This is a genomic window from Microbacterium sp. ARD32 (assembly GCF_031844385.1).
Lineage (GTDB): Bacteria > Actinomycetota > Actinomycetes > Actinomycetales > Microbacteriaceae > Microbacterium.
The window spans coordinates 220,789-239,614 of record NZ_JAUZVD010000003.1; the positions used below are offsets into that span (position 1 = coordinate 220,789).

At 70.1% G+C, this 18,826-nt stretch carries 19 protein-coding genes; 10 read left to right on the forward strand and 9 right to left on the reverse strand.

Annotated features, from left to right (window positions below; translation table 11 throughout):
• The first annotated feature begins 35 nt into the window (after nt 1-35).
• The 5 genes from Q9R19_RS12715 to Q9R19_RS12735 all read left to right on the forward strand — a co-directional run bounded on the left by Q9R19_RS12715 (nt 36) and on the right by Q9R19_RS12735 (nt 4,951).
• A complete protein-coding gene (locus Q9R19_RS12715; RefSeq protein WP_311256763.1) occupies nt 36-1,760 on the forward strand; it encodes a cytochrome c biogenesis protein DipZ in 1,725 nt (574 codons plus the stop codon).
• Nucleotides 1,761-1,794: 34 nt separating this feature from the next.
• Nucleotides 1,795-2,394, forward strand: coding sequence for an ECF RNA polymerase sigma factor SigK (gene sigK / locus Q9R19_RS12720; protein WP_311256764.1), 600 nt, complete (start codon nt 1,795-1,797; stop codon nt 2,392-2,394).
• Entirely contained in the window at nt 2,391-3,236 is an 846-nt protein-coding gene (locus Q9R19_RS12725; RefSeq protein ID WP_311256765.1) for an anti-sigma factor domain-containing protein, read from the forward strand. Before sigK ends, Q9R19_RS12725 begins: the two co-directional genes overlap by 4 nt.
• Before the next feature lie 21 nt (nt 3,237-3,257).
• Nucleotides 3,258-3,887 carry a DNA-directed RNA polymerase subunit beta gene (locus Q9R19_RS12730; RefSeq protein WP_311256766.1) on the forward strand — a complete coding sequence of 210 codons (630 nt, stop codon included), beginning with the start codon at nt 3,258-3,260 and terminating at the stop codon, nt 3,885-3,887.
• A gap of 182 nt (nt 3,888-4,069) precedes the next feature.
• Nucleotides 4,070-4,951, forward strand: coding sequence for an aminodeoxychorismate lyase (locus Q9R19_RS12735; RefSeq protein ID WP_311256767.1), 882 nt, complete (start codon nt 4,070-4,072; stop codon nt 4,949-4,951).
• Nucleotides 4,952-5,015: 64 nt separating this feature from the next.
• Here the strand turns inward: Q9R19_RS12735 and pstB are convergent, their stop codons facing one another.
• The 7 genes from pstB to Q9R19_RS12770 form a co-directional block, all read right to left on the reverse strand.
• Nucleotides 5,016-5,795, reverse strand: coding sequence for a phosphate ABC transporter ATP-binding protein PstB (pstB, locus tag Q9R19_RS12740; protein WP_311256768.1), 780 nt, complete (start codon nt 5,793-5,795; stop codon nt 5,016-5,018).
• 21 nt (nt 5,796-5,816) lie between these two features.
• Nucleotides 5,817-6,929, reverse strand: coding sequence for a phosphate ABC transporter permease PstA (gene pstA / locus Q9R19_RS12745; RefSeq protein ID WP_311256769.1), 1,113 nt, complete (start codon nt 6,927-6,929; stop codon nt 5,817-5,819).
• 1 nt (nt 6,930) lies between these two features.
• On the reverse strand, nt 6,931-7,869 hold the full coding sequence (gene pstC / locus Q9R19_RS12750) for a phosphate ABC transporter permease subunit PstC (RefSeq protein WP_311256770.1): 939 nt from the start codon (nt 7,867-7,869) through the stop codon (nt 6,931-6,933).
• A 121-nt stretch (nt 7,870-7,990) separates the two neighbouring features.
• The gene (locus tag Q9R19_RS12755; protein ID WP_311256771.1) at nt 7,991-9,100 is read right to left on the reverse strand and encodes a phosphate ABC transporter substrate-binding protein PstS; all 1,110 of its coding nucleotides are present in this window, start codon (nt 9,098-9,100) and stop codon (nt 7,991-7,993) included.
• Nucleotides 9,101-9,263: 163 nt separating this feature from the next.
• Nucleotides 9,264-10,202 (reverse strand): NUDIX domain-containing protein, encoded by a 939-nt coding sequence (locus Q9R19_RS12760; RefSeq protein WP_311256772.1) that lies wholly within the window; start codon nt 10,200-10,202, stop codon nt 9,264-9,266.
• Nucleotides 10,199-12,358: an RNA degradosome polyphosphate kinase gene (locus tag Q9R19_RS12765; RefSeq protein WP_311256773.1), complete on the reverse strand. Its 2,160-nt coding sequence runs from the start codon at nt 12,356-12,358 to the stop codon at nt 10,199-10,201. The genes Q9R19_RS12760 and Q9R19_RS12765 overlap by 4 nt, the downstream gene beginning before the upstream one ends.
• 40 nt (nt 12,359-12,398) lie before the next feature.
• On the reverse strand, nt 12,399-13,076 hold the full coding sequence (locus Q9R19_RS12770; protein ID WP_311256774.1) for a response regulator transcription factor: 678 nt from the start codon (nt 13,074-13,076) through the stop codon (nt 12,399-12,401).
• Between the two features lie 82 nt (nt 13,077-13,158).
• Between Q9R19_RS12770 and Q9R19_RS12775 the strand changes: the two genes are divergently transcribed.
• The 4 genes from Q9R19_RS12775 to Q9R19_RS12790 all read left to right on the forward strand — a co-directional run bounded on the left by Q9R19_RS12775 (nt 13,159) and on the right by Q9R19_RS12790 (nt 16,340).
• On the forward strand, nt 13,159-13,452 hold the full coding sequence (locus Q9R19_RS12775; protein WP_311256775.1) for a hypothetical protein: 294 nt from the start codon (nt 13,159-13,161) through the stop codon (nt 13,450-13,452).
• Between the two features lie 162 nt (nt 13,453-13,614).
• Nucleotides 13,615-14,223, forward strand: coding sequence for an FABP family protein (locus tag Q9R19_RS12780; protein WP_311256776.1), 609 nt, complete (start codon nt 13,615-13,617; stop codon nt 14,221-14,223).
• A gap of 2 nt (nt 14,224-14,225) precedes the next feature.
• Nucleotides 14,226-15,320 (forward strand): folate-binding protein, encoded by a 1,095-nt coding sequence (locus Q9R19_RS12785; protein WP_311256777.1) that lies wholly within the window; start codon nt 14,226-14,228, stop codon nt 15,318-15,320.
• 87 nt (nt 15,321-15,407) lie between these two features.
• On the forward strand, nt 15,408-16,340 hold the full coding sequence (locus tag Q9R19_RS12790) for a phosphotransferase (RefSeq protein ID WP_311256778.1): 933 nt from the start codon (nt 15,408-15,410) through the stop codon (nt 16,338-16,340).
• Nucleotide 16,341: 1 nt separating this feature from the next.
• Here Q9R19_RS12790 and Q9R19_RS12795 read toward each other — a convergent pair whose 3' ends face one another.
• Complete coding sequence (locus Q9R19_RS12795) at nt 16,342-17,163, reverse strand: class I SAM-dependent methyltransferase (protein WP_311256779.1); 822 nt, start codon at nt 17,161-17,163, stop codon at nt 16,342-16,344.
• Nucleotides 17,164-17,368: 205 nt separating this feature from the next.
• Here Q9R19_RS12795 and Q9R19_RS12800 point away from each other — a divergent pair, with 205 nt between their 5' ends.
• Nucleotides 17,369-18,112 carry a phosphoglyceromutase gene (locus Q9R19_RS12800; protein ID WP_311256780.1) on the forward strand — a complete coding sequence of 248 codons (744 nt, stop codon included), beginning with the start codon at nt 17,369-17,371 and terminating at the stop codon, nt 18,110-18,112.
• 10 nt (nt 18,113-18,122) lie between these two features.
• On the opposite strand, the gene phoU is transcribed toward Q9R19_RS12800, so the two are convergent.
• Complete coding sequence (phoU, locus tag Q9R19_RS12805; RefSeq protein WP_311256781.1) at nt 18,123-18,818, reverse strand: phosphate signaling complex protein PhoU; 696 nt, start codon at nt 18,816-18,818, stop codon at nt 18,123-18,125.
• Between the last annotated feature and the right edge of the window lie 8 nt (nt 18,819-18,826).

Consider the following 18,826-nt stretch of genomic DNA (forward strand, 5'->3'; position numbering starts at 1 on the left):
CGGGCTCTGCGACCGAACAATGACCGACGAGAACAGTGACCGACGAAAGGCGCAGCATGGACCTCATCCTCATCGGACTGCTCGGCGGTCTCATCACGGGAATCTCCCCGTGCATCCTGCCGGTGCTCCCGGTCATCTTCCTCACCGGCGGGGCGCAGTCGGCTCGCTTCGAGGGGCAGGTCGCTCCCGCGTCCCGCTGGCGGCCCTATCTGGTGATCGCAGGCCTGATGCTGAGCTTCAGCGCCGTGACACTGCTCGGCTCCCTGGCGCTCGGTCTGCTGAATCTGCCGCAGGACATCATTCGCTGGGTCGGCATCGCGGTGCTGATGATCGTGGGAGTCGCGCTGCTCGTGCCGCGCCTGGAGCAGCTGCTCGAGAAGCCCTTCCAGCTGCTTCCGCGCCACGAGGTCAGCAACCGCGGTTCGGGGTTCGGCGTGGGACTCGCCCTCGGCGCCGTCTTCGTGCCCTGCGCCGGTCCTGTGCTGGCGGCGATCATCGTCGCGGGCAGCACAGGGCGGATCGGCGGCGACACCGTGCTGCTGACCGTATCGTTCGCGGTCGGCGTGGCCGTACCGCTGCTGGTGTTCGCACTCGCCGGTCGCGGGCTGGTCGAGCGCATCCGCGCCTTCCGCTCACGCGAACGAGGCCTGCGGATCGCCGCCGGCGTCGCGATGATCGCGCTCGCCGCGGGCCTTGCCGCCGGCCTGCCCCAGCAGCTTCAGCGCCTGCTGCCCGACTACACGGCCGGCCTGCAGAACGACCTCGCCGAGAAGCAGGCAGACGCACTGGATCTGGGTGGGCTGGTCACCGACGAGAACCGTGAGCTGAGCAACTGCACCAACGGGTCGGCCGAGCTGGAGGACTGCGGCACCGCGCCCGCGATCCGCGGGATCTCGGACTGGCTGAACACGCCTGACGGCGAGGCGGTCGACCTGGAGGACCTGCGCGGTCGGGTCGTGCTCGTGGACTTCTGGGCGTACTCCTGCATCAACTGCCAGCGATCGATCCCGCATGTGGTCGCCTGGGACAAGGCCTACCGCGACGCGGGGCTGCAGGTGATCGGCATCCACTCGCCCGAGTACGCGTTTGAGAAGAACGCCGACAACGTGCGCGCCGGCGCCCGCGACTTCGGCATCGACTACCCCGTGGCCCTGGACAACAATCTCTCGACCTGGACCGCGTACCGCAACCGCTACTGGCCCGCTCACTACCTGATCGACGCCACGGGGACGGTGCGGCAGATCACCTTCGGTGAGGGCGACTACGCCGTGACCGAGAAGCTGATCCGCCAGCTGCTCACCGCTGCCGACCCGCAGGTGGTGCTGCCGGATGCCACCGAGGTCGCAGACACCACGCCGCAGGCGGGATCCACCACGCCAGAGACGTTTCTCGGCTCCGCCAAGGACGTCAACTACGGCGGTCCGGGGCCCTACCGCGCCGGCACCTCATCCTTCGAATTCCCCGCTCAGCAGAAGCCGGACACCTTCGCGCTGGACGGCCGTTGGCGGGTCGAGACGCAGTACGCCGAGCCCGCGGCGGGCGACGCAAGCATCCGACTCGATTACCGCGCCGCCGAGGTGCGGATGGTTCTGGCGGGATCCGGTGTGATCGAGGTGCGCGACGGCGACGGCGAGGCGCACAGCGTGCGCGTGGACGGAACACCGCGCTCGTACCGAGTGCGCGACGGCGGGGCGGGATCGGGAGCGCTCAGCGTGAAGGTTCCCGAAGGGGTGCAGGTCTACTCGTTCACCTTCGGATGACCGTGGCGTCGAGCGCGAGGGGAGGGGATGCGGCATGCTTGTGGAGATGGTCGTCGACGGCGTGGAACTGCCCGAGGACGGATCGGCGTCGGATGACGCCGCCGACCTGCTCGTTCGCGTCGCCGAGGGCGACGAGCGCGCATTCGCTGAACTGTACGACAGGCTCTCCCCTCGAGTGTTCGCACTCATCCTGCGTGTGGTGGTCAACCGCGCGCAGAGCGAAGAGGTGCTGCAAGAGGTCTTCCTGGAGATCTGGCAATCCGCAGCGCGGTTCGCTCCGAACAGAGGGCGAGGAAGGTCGTGGGTGCTGACGATCGCACACCGTCGGGCCGTCGACAGGGTGCGCTCGTCGCAGTCCAGCGCTGATCGGGATGTGCGCGTCGGGGTGCGGGATCTGGCCGCCGCACGCGACGTGGTCGCCGAGTCGGTCGAGGCGCGGATGGAGGGGGATCGGGTCGTGACCGCACTGGCGGGCCTGCCCGAGACCCAGCAGGAGGCACTGGTGCTCGCCTACTACGGCGGGTACAGCCAGAGCGAGATCGCCGTGCTCACGGGTGCGCCGCTGGGCACGGTGAAGACGAGGATGAGGGACGCGCTGAAGAGACTGCGCAGCGAACTGGGGGTGTCAGCATGAACGAGCAGGAATTCGAGGAGCTCGCCGCCGGGCACGCGCTGCACGCGCTGTCGGCCGAGGACGAGCGGCGGTTCGCGCTCGCCGCGGACGCGCACCCGGAATGGCGCTCGCATCTCGACGACGCTCGCCAGACGGCCGCCGGCCTGGCAGCTGCGGTCGAGCCCGTGCAGCCGCCGGCGCGACTGCGGTCGTCGCTGCTGGACAGCATCGCGCAGACCCCGCAGGGTGTCGTCGCCGAGAAGACCCCTGAAGCGGCGGACCGGACCCCGGATGCGGCGGACCGGACCCCGGATGCGGCGGACCGGACCCCGGATGCGGCGGACCGGACCCCGGTTGCAGGTGAGTCGGCCGAGGGTGCGGCACGCTCCACCCCGGAGCGTCCGCGACGCGGCTCGCGCGCGCTGTTCGTGCTCGCTGCCTGTCTGGTGCTCCTGGTCGGGGGCGGCATCGCCTCGGCGGTGCTTGTCTCGCAGCTGCAGCGCCCGGCATCCGTCGTCGCGCTGGACGAGATCCGCTCCGCTCCGGATGCCGAGCAGGCGACGGTGCAGCTGGAATCGGGCGCCACGGCGACCGCGCACTGGTCCGGCACGCTCGGCGAGGCCGTGCTCGTCGCATCCGGACTGCAGCGACCGGATGCCGGGCGCACCTACGAGCTGTGGTTCCTGCGGGACGGGCAGCCGATCTCGGCGGGAGTCTTCGACACCGACGACGGAAGCGCGACGGCACTGCTGGACGGCCCCATGCACGCGGGCGACACGATCGCCGTGACGGTCGAGCAGAGCGGCGGATCGCCCACCGGGACGCCGACCAGCGACCCCATCGTGGTCATCCCCACCGCCTGAACCCGGCGTACCCTGGACCCCGTGCCAGATCAGTTCCACCGCCCCGTCCGCCGTCCGACGGCAGCCTTCGACAACCTCGTCGGGGCCGTCGACCCGGCCGAGAGATCGCGCGCCGCGCACGCCACGGCATCCGCTCTGCTCGAGCGGGCCCGCACGGATGCCACCGGAGAGACGACCGAACGGCTGATCGCCTTCACCGCCGAGCACGGCATGGACGACATCGCCGAGCTGTGGTCGCAGGCACCGGCCCGCTCGCTGCCCGGTGCGCTGTGGCGGCTGTACCTGCTGCAGATCGCGATCCGCAGCGATTCCGCGACCACCGCGCTGCTGTACGACCGCGGCCGGGTCGAGCTGAGGTCGGCGGATGCTGTGATCGCCGGCGCTCCCACGCCCGCGAGCCCCGAGGAGCTGACCGACCTGGTCGACACGATCCTGCGCGGAGTGTTCCAGGGCGACTTCGCCGTGGCGCTCGAGCGCGCTGCCGCGTACTGCCGGGTGCAGGCATCCGGGGCGACGCACATCGCCGACGACTACGAACGCACCGAACCCGACCGCGCGGGTGACCTCACCCGTCGGGCACTGCGCCTGAGCGGCTATGCCGATGACCTGTCCGCCTCGGCCGGCGCCTGGCGCCGCGGCATGCTGGTCTGAGCGACCCCGAGCTGGAACCGACTCGAAATCGGTCCGGAGAGGATAAGACCGGGCCGCAAGAACGCCTCTCGGCGGAAGGCCGCTCGAAGCGGCAGAAGTTGGAGCCCGGGGTTATGCGGCCCGGCCGATACAGTGTAACGCGTTCGGGTTCGAGGTATTCCCAGCCGTTCTAAGCTGTGGAGATGGCTCAGCGATTCGCCCTGATGATCGACCCGGCCGACGTCGCGGACAGCCGTGACGACTACTCCGGCACCTTCACAGAGGTGGACGTCAGTGCCCCGGCGCTGAGCGTCGGGGAGTTCAGCACCCAGCGCGGCGACGGCGTGTTCGAGTCGATCGGCGTGATCGACTCTCACGCCAACGAGGTGGAGGCGCACGTGCAGCGGCTCGCCCATTCGGCGCAGCTGTGCGATCTGCCTGCGCCGAACCTGGAGCAGTGGCGGCAGGCGGTCTCGGTCGCAGCCGCACGGATCCCGCATGGCGAGGCCGTGGTCAAGCTGATCCTGTCGCGCGGCGTGGAGCACGGACCCGCGCCGACCGCATGGGCGACCGCTTCCCCTGCGGCGGACTTCTCCGAGGTGCGGCGCGACGGCGTGCGAGTGGTCACGCTCGATCGCGGCTACGATCTGGGGGCGGGGGAGCGCGCGCCCTGGCTGCTGCTGGGGGCGAAGACCCTGTCGTACGCCGTGAACATGGCGGCTCTGCGCGAGGCGCGCAGGCGCGGCGCGGATGATGCCGTGTTCATCACGCGCGACGGGTACGTGCTCGAGGCGCCGACGGCATCCCTGATCATCCGCCGCGGCGATGACTTCCTCACGCCGGCGCCTTCGGGCGGCATCCTGCACGGCACCACCCAGCTCAGCGTCTTCGAGCATCTGGAGTCTCGGGGGCTGCGCACCGGCTACGCCACGCTGTCGACCACCGACCTGGCGACCGCCGACGCTGCCTGGCTGGTCTCCAGCATCCGGCTCGCCGTGGCGATCACCGCCGTGGACGGGGCGCCGCTGGCATCCGACCCCGACCTCACCGCCCAGCTGAACGCGTTCCTGCTGACCCCACGCTGAACGCTCTTCCCGCGCCGACCCGCGCACGGCGCGCGGCCCGCGCGCGGCGCGCGGGCCGGCCAGGTCAGCCGAAGCGGCCGGAGACGTAGTCCTCGGTGGCCTGCACCGCGGGGGTGGTGAAGATCGTGGCGGTGTCATCGAACTCGATCAGCCTGCCGGGCTTGCCGGTGCCGGCGATGTTGAAGAACGCGGTCCGATCCGAGATGCGCGACGCCTGCTGCATGTTGTGCGTGACGATCACGATCGTGTACTCGTCCTTCAGCTCCTGGATGAGCTCCTCGATCGCGAAGGTCGAGATCGGGTCAAGCGCCGAGCATGGCTCGTCCATCAGCAGCACGTCGGGCGACACCGCGATCGCGCGGGCGATGCACAGTCGCTGCTGCTGCCCGCCGGACAGGCCTGAGCCGGGCTTGTCGAGCCGGTCCTTGACCTCGTTCCACAGGTTGGCTCCGGTCAGCGAGCTCTCCACCAGTGCATCCTCGTCTGAACGGGACATGCGCTTGTTGTTCAGCCTCACCCCGGCCAGCACGTTCTCCCTGATCGACATGGTCGGGAACGGGTTGGGGCGCTGGAACACCATGCCCACCTGGCGTCGCACCAGCACCGGGTCGACGCCCGTGGCATACAGGTTCTCGCCATCCAGCAGCACCTCGCCCTCGACGCGGGCGCCGGGAATCACCTCGTGCATGCGGTTCAGCGTGCGCAGGAACGTCGACTTGCCGCAGCCGGACGGGCCGATGAAGGCGGTGACGCTGCGGGGCCGGATCTCGAGGGAGACGCCCTCGACGGCGAGGAAGTCGCCGTAGTAGACGTTGAGGTCGGTGACATCGATGCTCTTGGACACGGTGCTCTTTCGGGTTGGGGCTCAGCGGCTCTTCGCCGGCGCGAAGTACCTCGCGACCAGGCGTGCGATGAGGTTGAGGATCATGACGAGGACGATCAGCACGAGGGCGGCGGCCCAGGCGCGGTTCACGTACGCCTCGGCCGGGATGCCCTGGTTCATGTACTGCGTGTAGACGAAGACCGGCAGCGACATCGTGCGGCCCTCGGTGAGGCTGTAGTTCATGGATGCCGTGAATCCGGCGGTCACGAGCAGCGGTGCGGTCTCGCCGATCACACGGGCGATCGCGAGCGTCACGCCGGTAACGATGCCCGCCATCGAGGTGGGCAGCACCACCTTGAGGATGGTGAGCCACTTGGGCACTCCCAGCGCGTAGGACGCCTCTCGCAGTTCGTTCGGCACCAGGCGCAGCATCTCCTCGCTGGAGCGCACGACGACCGGGATCATCAGCACGGCCAGCGACAGGGCGCCCATCAGCCCCATCCGTACGCCGGGTCCGATCAGCAGCGCGAACAGCGCGTAGATGAACAGTCCGGCGACGATCGAGGGGATGCCGGTCATCACGTCCACGAGGAAGGTGATCCCCTGTGCCAGCCGTCCGCGGCCGTACTCGATCAGGTAGATCGAGGTGAGCAGTCCGATCGGGATGGAGATCACGGCGGCGGCCAGCGTGATCAGCAGCGTGCCCATGATGGCGTGCAGCGCGCCGCCGCCTTCGCCGACCACGTTGCGCATCGAGCTGGAAAAGAACTCCGCGTTCAGGCCCGCCACGCCGTTGTGCACCGCGGTGTACGCCACCGACACGAGCGGAACCATCGCGATCGCGAACGCCGCGGTGACCAGTGCGGTCACGATGCGGTCGGTGGCCGTGCGGCGTCCTTCGACGAGCGTGGAGATCACGCCGATCAGCACCAGGTACAGCAGCCCGCCGATGATCGCGGCTCCGACGGGGTTGAAGCCCTGCCCGCCCAGCGCCAGCACGGCGAACACGGCGGCGGACACGGCCAGAGAACCGGCCAGCAGCGCCCATGGCGACCAGGTCGGCAGCCGGCCGCTGGCGATGCGCTGCGAAGAAGCGAGTCGCGTCACAGGGGCGTGCTCGGCAGTGACGCTGTCGGTGGTCTCGGTGATGGTCATGTCAGTTGGCTCCCGAGAATTCGCTGCGACGGCTCACGATCCAGCGCGCGACCGCGTTGACGGCGAAGGTGACGATGAACAGGATCAGGCCGGTGGCGATCAGGACGTTGATGTTCACGCCGTACGCCTCGGGGAAGGTCTGTGCGATGTTCGCGGGGATCGTGTTGGGATTCTGCGCCGTCAGCAGGCGCCAGGTGATGCCGCCGGATGCCGAGAGCACCATCGCCACGGCCATCGTCTCGCCCAGCGCCCTGCCCAGTCCCAGCATCGCGGCGGACACGATGCCGCCGCGCGCGAAGGGGAGCACCGCCATGCGGATCATCTCCCAGCGGGTGGCGCCCAGCGCGAGGGCCGCCTCTTCATGCAGCGGCGGGGTCTGCAGGAACACCTCGCGGCAGATGGCCGTGATGATCGGCAGCACCATCACGGCGAGCACGATCGCCGCGGTGAGGATATTTCGGCCGGACGGGTTGCCGTCGAACAGCGGGATCCAGCCCAGGTTCTCGGTCATCCACGTGTAGATCGGCAGCGCGGCGGGCGCGAGCACGGCGATGCCCCAGATGCCGAACACCACCGACGGCACCGCGGCGAGCAGGTCGACGATGTAGCCGAGCCCCTGCGCGAGCCGCCGGGGCGCGTAGTGCGAGATGAACAGTGCGACCGCGACCGAGAGCGGGATGGCGATCAGCAGGGCGATCCCCGCCGCCCACACGGTGCCGAAGGCCAGCGGGCCGACGTAGTCCCAGAAGCCGGTGTCCAGGATCGACGCGTCCTCACCGGACGCGGTGATCCCGGGGATCGACTGGACCACGAGGAAGACCGCCACCGCGGCGAGGGTCACGAGGATCATCGTGCCCGCCGACAGCGCAGCAGCGGAGAACCAGCGGTCGCCGGCGCGCTGCGTCGCCGTCACCCGGGGCGCGGTGGCGGTGGAGGTCATCTCGGGTGTCCTTGCTCTTCGGGGCGTCGGGTTCGGAGCGGATGTCGGGCGGCGTGCGGATGCCGGGCGGGATGCCGGCGGCGGGACGACGAGCGGATGCTGTCGTCCCGCCGCCGTGACGTCACTTCGTGACGATCAGGTCGATCGCGGCCTCCGCCTTGGCGCGGATCGTGTCCGAGATCGGGGCGGAGCCGGCGGCCTCGGCGGCTGCCTTCTGGCCCTCGGCGCTGATCGCCTCGGTGAAGAAACCCTTCACGAGCGCCGCCTGCGCGGCATCCGCGTACTCCTCGCACCCGATCAGGTAGCTGACCAGCACGATCGGGTAGACGCCGGCCTCGGAGCTGGTGCGGTCGAGCTCGACGGCCAGGTCGCCCTCGCCCTCGCGCTCCTCAAGCGGGGAGTGGTCGACGATCGCAGCCGCGGCCTCGGGGGAGTACGCGACGAACTCGTCGCCCACCTTGACAGACACGGTGCCGAGGTCGCCCGCACGAGAGGCGTCGGCGTAGCCGATGGTGCCCTTCCCGCCCTCGACCGCCTGGACCAGGCCCGAGGTGCCCTGCGCTGCCTCACCGGAGCCGATCGGCCACTCCTCGACGGACCCGTGGGTCCACACCGATCCGGCGGCCGCGGACAGGTAGTCGGTGAAGTTGCCGGTGGTGCCGGACTTGTCGGCGCGGTGCACCGGGTTGATGGCGAGGTCGGGGAGCTCCACGCCCTCGTTGCTCGCGGCGATCTTCGGGTCGTTCCAATTGGTGATGGTTCCTGCGAAGATGCCCGCGAGAGTGTCGGCATCCAGGTTCAGCGAGTCCACGCCTTCCAGGTTGAAGATCACCGCGATCGGCGAGATGTACGCGGGGATCTCGATGATCGGGGAGTCGGGCGCGCAGCCGGTGAACTGCATCGAGGAGAGCTCGTCGGTCTTGAAGGCGCGGTCCGAGCCCGCGAACGCGAAGCCGCCCGCGGCGAACGACTCGCGTCCGGCGCCGGAGCCCTGCGGGTCGTAGTCCACCGTGACGCCGCTGTTGGCGGTCTGGAACGACTTGGTCCATGCAGCGATGGCGACCTCCTGCGAGGTCGCGCCGCCGCCGACCAGGTTTCCGGTGAGCTCGGTGCCGCCGGCGGGCTGGTCCGAGGCCCCGGGGGAGGTGGTCTCGTTCGCGGCGCAGCCGGTGAGGGCGAGAGCGGCGACCGCGCCGATGGCGCTGATGCGGGCGATGCGGGAGATCTTCACTGTTGATCCGTTCGATCGGGGACTGTGTACGGCCCGGTGCAGGGCACACAGTGACGCTAGGAGCGCCGGTTAACGGGACTCTCCCCACGCGGTGAACGGCAGGTGAACGGAAGGCGGCCCCTTGATCAGGCTCAGGCGGGGTTCGCTGAGCCCGCCTGAGGCGTCAGATCTTGGGCTCGTGCGTCTCGATCGAGATGATGCCGGAGCCGGGGTTGGTCGCCGACACGTGCACCACAGAGAAACCCGCCACCTCGAGCGCACTCGCGCTGTCGACGTAGGAGCCGTGCATGGTGCCGGTGGCCAGTGCCAGCTCGGAGAGGATGCCGGGCAGCACAGGCCCGTGACTGCACAGCACCGCGGGCTTGCGCGCGCGCACGCGGCGGCCGATGACGGCGCGGATGTCTCCGGTGCCGTCATCCCAGGCATCCTGACTGAGCTTCGGCGTCACCCGTGCCGCCCGGCCCAGCTTCTTCTCCAGCGGGGCGACGGTCTGCCGGCAGCGCAGCGCGTCGCTGGTGACGACGCGGCGCACCCCGAACGCCCGCAGCGGCGCGACGATGGATGCGGCCTGCCGCTGCCCGCGGGCGGTCAGGGGTCGCTCGGCATCCGCTCCGTCCCAGTCGTCGTGACTGACGGCCTTCGCGTGCCGCAGCGCGATCAGCGGGAACGTGCGCAGCACGCCGTCGTCGACCAGACGGGCGAAGTTCTCGATGATCTCGACATCCACCGGATAGCTCAGCCGGGCGCGCGCCTTCTTCAGGCTCAGCCACTCCACACCCGAGATCTCACCGTTGGGCACGAAGCTCGACGCGCGGATCGCGTCGTCGGTCGCCTCGGCGGCCCAGTAGTGCACGACCTTCTGCCGCTTGGGGCGCATCCAGTAGCGGCTCACGCCCACCGGCACGCCGAGCACCACCTTGATGCCGGTCTCCTCGCGCACCTCGCGCACGGCCGTCTGCGCGAGCATCTCGCCCGGATCGACCTTGCCCTTCGGGAGGGTCACATCGCGGTACTTGGTGCGATGGATCAGCAGCACGCGCAGCTTGCCCTCGACCAGGCGCCACACCACGGCGCCTGCGGCGAAGACCGCGGTGTCCGTCATCGCACCGCCCGCTTGCGCCGGCGACCCTGCACCGCGAGCATCGTGCGGTCCTGCAGATCGGTGAGCGGATGCTCGTCGGTGCCCGTCGCCCTGGTCCAGACGCCGTCCTCCAGGTGCCAGGAATTCGTGCCGTCGTCCATCGCCAGATCGAACAGACCGTGCAGCTCCTGGATGTGATCCGGGTCGGACAGGCGCACCAGCGCCTCGACCCGTCTGTCCAGGTTGCGGTGCATCATGTCGGCGCTGCCGATGTACACGATGGGCTCGCCGTCGTTCTCGAACGCGAAGATGCGGGAGTGCTCCAGATAGCGGCCCAGGATGCTGCGCACCGTGATGTTGTCGCTGACGCCGGGCAGGTCGGCGCGCAGACTGCAGATGCCGCGCACCCACACCTCCACCTTCACGCCGGCGATGCTGGCGCGGTAGAGCGCGTCGATGATCTGCTCGTCCACGATCGAGTTGACCTTGATCCGCACGCGCGCGGGTTTTCCGTTCTCGGCGTTGCGGCGCTCGCGATCGATGTGCCGCAGCAGCCCCTTGCGCAGATGCAGCGGGGCGACCAGCAGCCGCTTGAACTTCTTCTCGATCGCATAGCCGGACAGCTCGTTGAACAGCCGGGTCAGGTCCTTGCCGATCTGCGGGTCGGCGGTGAACAGGCCGAAGTCCTCGTAGATGCGGCTGGTCTTCGGATTGTAGTTGCCCGTGCCGACGTGCGAGTAGTGGCGCAGCACGCCGTCCTCCTCGCGGATGATCAGTGCCAGCTTGCAGTGCGTCTTGAGTCCGACCAGGCCGTACACGACATGCACGCCGGCCTTCTCGAGCTTGCGCGCCCAGACGATGTTGTTCGCCTCGTCGAAGCGGGCCTTCACCTCCACCAGTGCCAGCACCTGCTTGCCGGCCTCGGCGGCGTCGATCAGCGCCTGCACGATCGGGCTGTCACCCGAGGTGCGGTAGAGGGTCTGCTTGATGGCCAGCACCTGCGGGTCTCGTGCCGCCTGCTCGAGGAAGGCCTGAACGCTGGTCGCGAACGACTCGTACGGGTGGTGCACGAGCACGTCGGCGCGCCCGATGGATTTGAAGATGTCCGGCCGCTCGTTGCTGTCGCCGGGCTGGAACGCCACGGCCGTGGTGGGCAGGTGCGGCGGGTAGCGCAGGTCGGGCCGGTCGATGCGGGACAGGTCGAACAGGCCGCGCAGATCGAGCGGGCCGGGCAGACGGTAGACCTCCTGACCGGTGATGTCGAGCTCCTTGAGCAGCAGCTCCAGGGTCACATCGTCCATGTCGTCGGTGATCTCCAGGCGGATCGGCGGGCCGAAGCGCCGGCGCAGCAGCTCGGCCTCCAACGCCTGGATGAGGTTCTCGGACTCGTCCTCCTCGACCTCGAAGTCCTCGTTCCTGGTCAGCCGGAACGCGTGATGGTCGAGCACCTCCATGCCGGGGAACAGGTCGTCGAGGTGGTTGGCGATCAGCTCCTCCAGGCGGATGAACCGCAGGATCTCGCCGCCACCGGGAACCTCCACGAAGCGGGGAAGCATGGGCGGCACCTTCAGGCGTGCGAAGTCCTGGCGGCCGGTGCGGGCGTTGCGGATGCGGATGGCGAGGTTCAGCGACAGTCCGGAGATGTACGGGAACGGATGCGCGGGGTCCACCGCGAGCGGCATGAGCACGGGGAACACCTGCGACCCGAAGTACTCGCCCAGCGCCGACCGCTCGGCATCCGTCAGATCCACCCACTCGGTGATCTCGACCCCGGCGTCCGCGAGAGCCGGCTTGACCTGCGTCGTCCACACGTCGGCGTGGCGCAGCTGCAGTGCGTGCGCCTCGGAGGAGATGTCGGCGAGCACGTCGGTCGGTGCGCGTCCGACATTGGTCGGCACCGCGAGGCCGGTGAGGATGCGGCGCTTGAGCCCCGCCACACGCACCATGAAGAACTCGTCCAGATTGCTGGCGAAGATGGCAAGGAAATTGGCCCGCTCCAGCTCGGGCAGAGCCGGATCCTCGGCCAGCTCCAGCACCCGCTGGTTGAATGCCAGCCAACTCAGCTCGCGGTCGTGGTAACGATGATCGGGCAGCACCGCATCGGGTGCCTCGTGCGCATCGAAGTCATCGTCCTCGGCATCCCCGAGACCGGCGTCGACAAGTTCGCGTTCGATCATGGGGTACATCCTTGCACCCGCAGGTGGCGGATGGGTGAACTCAGTCCTGCGCGCGCTGCTCCTCGTCGTGCAGGTTGAAGCGGTAGCCGACGTTGCGCACGGTCCCGATGATCTGCTCGGCTTCGCCGAGCTTGGCTCGCAGGCGCCGCACGTGCACGTCGACCGTGCGAGTGCCGCCGAAGTAGTCGTAGCCCCACACGTCGCTGAGCAGCTGCTCGCGGGTGAAGACGCGTGAGGGGTGCGTGGCCAGGAAGTGCAGGAGCTGGAACTCCTTGTAGGTGAGATCGAGCGGGCGCCCGTGCAGCTTGGCCGAGTACGACTGCTCATCGATCGTGATGCCGGAGGCATGGACGCGCACCGGCTCGCCCTCGGCAGCATGCGCGAGCGCCAGGCGCAGGCGGGCGTCGATCTCGGCGGGACCCGCACTCTGCAGCACCACGTCGGTGAAGCCCCAGTCCGCCGACACGGCGCTCAGGCCGCCCTCGGTGACCACCACGAGCACGGGAGCGTCGACGGCCGCCGTGCGCAGCAGGCGGCAGGCGCTTCGCGCGGCGACGAGATCGGTCGCGGCGTCGACGAGGATGGCGTCCGCCTCGGGCAGCGTGACCAGGTGGCCCGGGTCGAGCGGATGCCGGCGGAGCTCGTGCGGCAGCAGGCCGAGCGCGGGCAGCAGCGACTCCGCGTCGGGGGAGGTGCTGAGCGCGAGCAGCAGGGCCACGCGTTGAGCATACTTGCCGGTGCGGCCGACTTCCGTCGCGGTTTCCGCGCGGATCACAGGCGCAGGCAAGTACGATGGCCGCATGTCCGAACCGGCCCTCGCCCCGCGCAACGCCTTCCACGGCGTGATCGCGGTATGGATCGTGTCGCTCGTGACGGCCCTCACGCTCGGCGTCGTGCTCTCCGAGCAGGATCGGGTGCCGTGGCTGGTGATCGCCTTCGGCGGCGTGGTGCTGCTCGGCTTCGCCGTGCAGCTGGCCTACGGCCGGGCGCAGGGCTTCATCGCCCGCGTCGCGGCCTCGGCGGCCGGATCGCTGGTCGTGATGGGGCTCGTGTCGGCGGTCTTCGCGCTCTCCGCACTCGCGGCGGCGTTCTGAAGCCCGCGGCGCGGTGGTCGACTAGGATGAATCGCATGGATCCCGTCGCGCTCGAATTCTTCTTCCTCGGTCTGCTGGGACTGGCGAGCCTCGCCATCGTGTTCGTCGCCGGCGTCGTGCTCGTCAACCTGTTCCGCGGCCAGCGATGAGCCGCTCTTCGTCGTGATCGATCTGCCCACCGATCTTCCCGCCGACCTCGCACCGCTGTCGTGGCTGCTGGGCGTGTGGGAGGGCACCGGCGTCATCGAGTACACCGCCGCAGAGCGGCGCTTCCAGGGTGAGTTCTCGCACCGGGTGAGCTTCAGCCACGACGGCGGTCCGTTCCTGAACTACGCGGCCACGGCATCCTTCCTGGGGCCGGAGGGCGAGGACGAGCCCGTGCAGCTGCTCGCCGAGACGGGTTTCTGGCGTCTCGCGCGGCCCCGCACGGATGCCGATCCCGGGCCCGCGCTGCTGCCTCCGGCTGCCGCCGGGCCGGAGCGCACCGTGCACGACGTCGAGAAGCTGCGCACCGAAGACGGCTTCCCGATCGAGGTGTCGGTCGCGCACTCCGACGGAGCGCTCGAACTGTACCTGGGACGCATCGCCGGCCCGCGCATAGACATCGCGACCGACGCCGTGGTGCGTCCCGCGGGAGCGGCGGATGCGAAGTACACGGCGGCGAGCCGCATGTACGGGCTGGTCGACGGCCATCTGCTGTGGGCGTGGGACATCGCCGCCTTCGGCGAGCAGCTGAAGTCGCACGCCTCCGCCCGCCTGGGGAAGGTCTGAGCATGACCGCCTTCGACGCGCTCGCTGGCGCTGTGCGCGACGGCGGCCTGATCACGCACTTCGGCAACCCGATCGTCGAGCAGCGCGAGCTCGCGGCCGGGCGGGCGATCTCGCCGCTCACCGACCGCACCCTGATAGAGGTGGCGGGCGAGGATCGGCTGAGCTGGCTGGATTCCATCACTTCGCAGTCGGTCGCCCGGCGCCTCCCCGGCGAGAGCACCGAGCTGCTCGTGCTGGATCCGCAGGGCCGCGTCGAGCATGCCGCGGGCGTGTTCGAGGACGGCGTGAGCGCGTGGCTGATCGCGGATGCCGAGGACACCGAGCAGCTCGCGACATGGCTGAAGCGCATGGTGTTCCGTTCCCGCGTCATGGTCACGGTACAGGCGGATGCCGCCCTGGTCGGCTTCTTCGCCGGAGGCGATGCCGAGGGCCGGATCACGGCATCCGCGCCGCACGGCGTCCCGCTGATCTGGCGTGATCCCTGGCGCGAGGTGCAGCCCGGAGGCCACCAGTACGCGCTCGCCGACGGGCATCCGGCCGCCGACTACGCCTGGAGCGTGGCCGTGGTCGACGATGCATCCGCCCTGACCGGACCCTTCGCCGGCGCGCTCGCCGCCGAGGCGCTGCGGGTGGCCGCCTGGCGTCCGCGCTGGTCGCACGAGGTCGACGAGCGCACGATCCCGCACGAGTACGACTGGATCCGCAGCGCGGTGCACCTGAGCAAGGGCTGCTACCGCGGGCAGGAGACCGTCGCCAAGGTGCACAACCTGGGGCATCCGCCGCGCCGCCTCGCCGCACTGCACCTGGACGGCAGCGACGTCGTGCTGCCCGCAGCCGGGGACCCGGTGCTGGCCGGCGACGACGAGGTCGGGCGCATCACCTCGGCCGCGCTGCACTACGAGGACGGCCCGATCGCCCTGGCGATCCTGTCCCGCCGCGCACCCGTGGGCGACCTGGTGGTGCGCTGCGAGGGCGTCGACGTCGCCGCCGCTCAGCAGGTGATCGTCCCGGCTGATGCCGGCGCCACCGCCGGCGTGCCCCGTCTGACGCGCCTGTCCCGCCGTCCGGTCGGCGAGGACCCCCGCAACGCCCGCTGAGCCGCCCGTCCTGGACCGTTGGGGCCGCCCGTCGTGGGTCGCTGAGCCTGTCGAAGCGTCGCCCGTCCCCGACGGTAGGGTCGATGGATGACGGGTGCGGTGAAGACGCGGATGCAGTGGCACGATCTGCCGCGCGAGGTGGTGGCCGAGGTCGAGCGGGTGCTCGGCGCGCCCGTCGTCGACGCCGTCAGCCAGACCGAGGGGTTCTCGCCCGGCAGCGCGGACCGCGTCGTGACGGCGGACGGCACCAGGGCATTCGTGAAGGCCGTGCCACGCGGTCGCAACGAGGGCACGTACGACCTGCACCGGCGTGAGATCGAGGTGATGCGCCTGCTCCCCGCCGAGGTGAGCGCGCCCGCGCTCCTCGGGTCCCTCGTGACCGACGAGTGGGCCGTGCTCGTGCTCGAGGATGTCGACGGCCGCCACCCGGGTGCAGCCGGCGACGGGGCGGACGTCGCCGCCGTCCTCGACGCCTTCGCCACCTTTCCCCGCCTGCCCGAGGCCGCTCGGGCATCGCTGCCGTCCGCCGTCGACGAGTTCGCCGCCGAGCAGGACAGCTGGTGGCGGATCGAGGCGGATGCCATCGCGCTGCCCGACTGGGCGGAGGGCAACCGCGCTCGCCTCCGGGCGGCGGGCGAGCGCGTGCTCGACGCGGTCGCCGGCGAGCACCTGCAGCACTACGACGGCCGCGCTGACAACGTGCTGATGGATGCCGACGGGAGGCCCTGGATCATCGACTGGCCGTGGGCGTCGATCGGCGCGCGCTGGATGGACGGACTCTTCTACCTGCTCGATGTCAGACTCCGCGGGGAGGCGATCGATGTCGAGGACGTGCTGGCGCAGCATCCGCTCTTCGAGGGCGTCGCCGCTGCCGACATCGACGCGGTGCTGGCCGCCGTGACCGGTCGGTTCTTCGTGAAGGCGCAGCTGCCCGCGCCGCCCGGCCTGCCGACCCTGCGCGACTTCCAGTACCGCGAGGGCATCGCCGGCATGGAGTGGCTGCGGCAGCGCTGGGGCTGAGTCAGGATGCCGGGGCGACGGCCGACCAGGGGACGGTCAGCTCACCCAGCCGCCAGCGCGCCTTCGTGCCCTGCACCGGGATTCCCTGCTCGCGCAGTGCCGTCACGGCGGCGAGCCAGCGCTGCACCGGACCGAACGCGGACAGGGGAGCGGCGCGCTCCCACTCGCGGTCGAGCGCGGCGAGGAGGCCGTGCACCCGCTCGCCGGGCACGTTGCGATGGATGAGCGCCTTCGGCAGGCGCTCGGCCACGACGCTCGGATGCTCGAGCTCGGCCAGCCGCAGCGAGATCGTGAACCGCACGGGCAGTCCGTCGGATGCCACGTCGACCCAGCCGGCCACCCGGCCGATCTCGTCGCACGTGCCCTCGAACAGCATTCCGCCCGGCGCCAGCCGAGATGAGACCTGCCTCCAGGCATCCGCGACATCGGCCTCGTCGTACTGACGCAGCACGTTCATGGCGCGGATCACGGCGGGTCGCCGTCCGTCCGGCAGCGGCACCTCGAAGCCGCCGCGCGCGAACGACACCGGGAGGTCGGCGGCGAACGGGGTGCGCCCCGCGCGCACGTCGGTCAACTGCTCGTGCGCGGTCGCCACGCGTGCCGGGTCGAGCTCGAGGCCGATCACCTCGGCATCCGCCCGTTGCTGACGCAGTCTCTGCGCCAGCTCGAAGGCTGTGACGCCGCTGGCCCCGTACCCCAGGTCGATCACGAGCGGATCCGCAGCTCTCCGGAAGGCCTCGGATGCCGCGATCCAGCGGTCGTTGCGCCGTAGCCGGTTGGTCCCCGTCGTCCCCCGGGTGGGCTGCCCGACCGGTGCGCTCATTCTTCTATTCTTCCCCACCAGGGTGCCGAGTCTTCCCGCAGAAAGTTGAGGGTGTCGTGGCGTTCCCGGAGCGAGCATCGGGGAGGAGCGAAGCGGAGGGGCATGGGCCGCGGTTCCTGAGCGAGCGGAGCGAGTCGAAGGGCTACGAGCGAAGGGAACGTCACGACGCCCGCCCGCCAGACGCGGAAAAGCTAAGCTGGACCGCATGACGCGTACCCTGATCCTGCTCCGCCACGGCCAGAGCGAATGGAACCAGCTCAACCTCTTCACCGGCTGGGTGGATGTCCGGCTGACCGAGCAGGGCAGGGCCGAGGCGAAGCGAGGCGGTGAGCTGCTGACCGAGTCCGGCATCCTCCCCGATGTGCTGCACACGTCGCTGCTGAGCCGCGCGATCCAGACCGCGAACATCGCGCTGGACGCGGCCGACCGGCTGTGGATCCCCGTAACGCGATCCTGGCGCCTCAACGAGCGTCACTACGGCGCTCTGCAGGGCAAGGACAAGGCGCAGACGCTCGAGGAATTCGGGCCCGAGCAGTTCCAGGTGTGGCGTCGTTCGTTCGACGTGCCGCCGCCGCCCCTGGATGACGACAGCGAGTTCAGCCAGGTGAACGACGCCCGTTACGCGGGCATCGACGGTGAGGTCCCGCGCACCGAGTCGCTCAAGCTCGTCATCGACCGTCTGCTGCCCTATTGGGAGAGCGCGATCGTCCCCGACCTCGAGGCGGGCAAGACCGTGCTGGTCACCGCGCACGGCAACTCGCTGCGCGGCCTGGTCAAGCACCTCGAGAACATCAGCGACGAGGACATCGCCGGGCTGAACATCCCCACCGGCATCCCGCTCGTCTACGAGCTCGACGAGAACAACGTCCCCACCGCTCCCGGGCGCTACCTCGACCCCGAGGCCGCCGCCGCCGGAGCGGCAGCCGTCGCCGCGCAGGGCAAGAAGTAGCTCCCGGCGGTCAGTCCTCGGAGGGATCGGCTGCGGCGGCGAGCGCCGCGATGTCCTCCTCCTCCACGGCCCAGTCCCCGGTCGCCAGGTACACCACCTTCTTGGCCACGGCCACGGCGTGATCGGCGAAGCGCTCGTGGTAGCGGCTGGCGAGCGTGGCATCGACGGTGGCGGTCGCCTCGCCCTTCCAGTTGTCGCTGAGCACCTTCTCGAACACACTCGCGTGCAGTTCGTCCACGTCATCGTCCGCGTTGCGGATGGCATCGGCGAAGCGCAGGTCCTGCGTGCGCAGCAGCTCGGCGAGGGTGCGCGCGATCTCGACATCCAGCTCGCCCATGCGGCGGAACGTGCCCTTGAGGCCCTTCGGGATCGCGCGCTCGGGAAAGCGCAGCCGTGCCAGCTGGGCGATGTGCTCGGCCATGTCGCCCATGCGCTCCAGCGACGCGCTGACCCGCAGCGCGGTGATCACGATGCGCAGGTCGCGGGCGACCGGCTGCTGGCGGGCGAGGATCTCGATGGCCTGCTCGTCGAGGGCGACCGCCAGCTCGTCGATCTGCGCATCGTCCGCGATGACCTCTTCTGCCAGGGCGACGTCGCTGTGCGCGAACGCCGTGGTCGCCTTCTCGATCGCGACGCCGACGAGGTCGGCGATCTCCGCCAGGCGCGACTGGAGCTCCTCGAGGGACTGGTGGAAGACTTCGCGCATGGGGGCGC